This is a genomic window from Planomonospora corallina (genome assembly GCF_042650625.1).
In the GTDB taxonomy this organism is placed as follows: Bacteria; Actinomycetota; Actinomycetes; order Streptosporangiales; family Streptosporangiaceae; genus Planomonospora_B; species Planomonospora_B corallina.
The window spans coordinates 538-1,011 of record NZ_JBHSBM010000055.1 but is presented as its reverse complement, the minus strand read 5'-3'; the positions used below and the strand labels follow the sequence as shown (position 1 = coordinate 1,011).

Genomic DNA, 474 nt, shown 5'->3' with positions numbered 1-474 from the left:
CGGTGGCGCCGATGAGGGCGATGTTCATCCGTGTCCTCCTGGGGGCGGGCCCGCAAAGGCCCCGGGGCGAGGGGTGAAGGAGTCAGGCGCCGGGACGGGCCCAGACGGCGCGTTCCCGGTGGGCGAAGGCGGAGAAATCGATCGGGTCGCGGCCCAGCACGGCGCGCACGTCACCGGTCAGTCCGGCGGCCAGGCCGAGCCGTGCGGTGGTGTAGATCGCCGCGGTCACCGCGACCATGGGCCAGGCCATGCCCAGCGTGCGGCGGGCGTGCAGGGCGTAGGCGGCCAGGCCGGGCCGCGCGTACCGGATCGGCCGGCCGAGCTCACTGGTGAGGATCTGTGCGGCCTGGTCGTAGGTCAGCGACCGGGGGCCGGTCACCGTCCAGGCCCGGCCTGCGTGAGCGGCCGGGTCACGCAGTGCGGCCGCGGCGACCGCGCCCACGTCCTCGGCGTCGACGAACGCGGTGGCGCCGC

The 474-nt window shown here is 76.2% G+C and carries 1 pseudogene; it reads right to left on the bottom strand.

What is annotated here, in order from left to right:
• Window positions 1–82: 82 nt before the first annotated feature.
• Window positions 83–474, bottom strand: a pseudogene (locus tag ACFOWE_RS30970) (hypothetical protein); the annotation flags it as partial.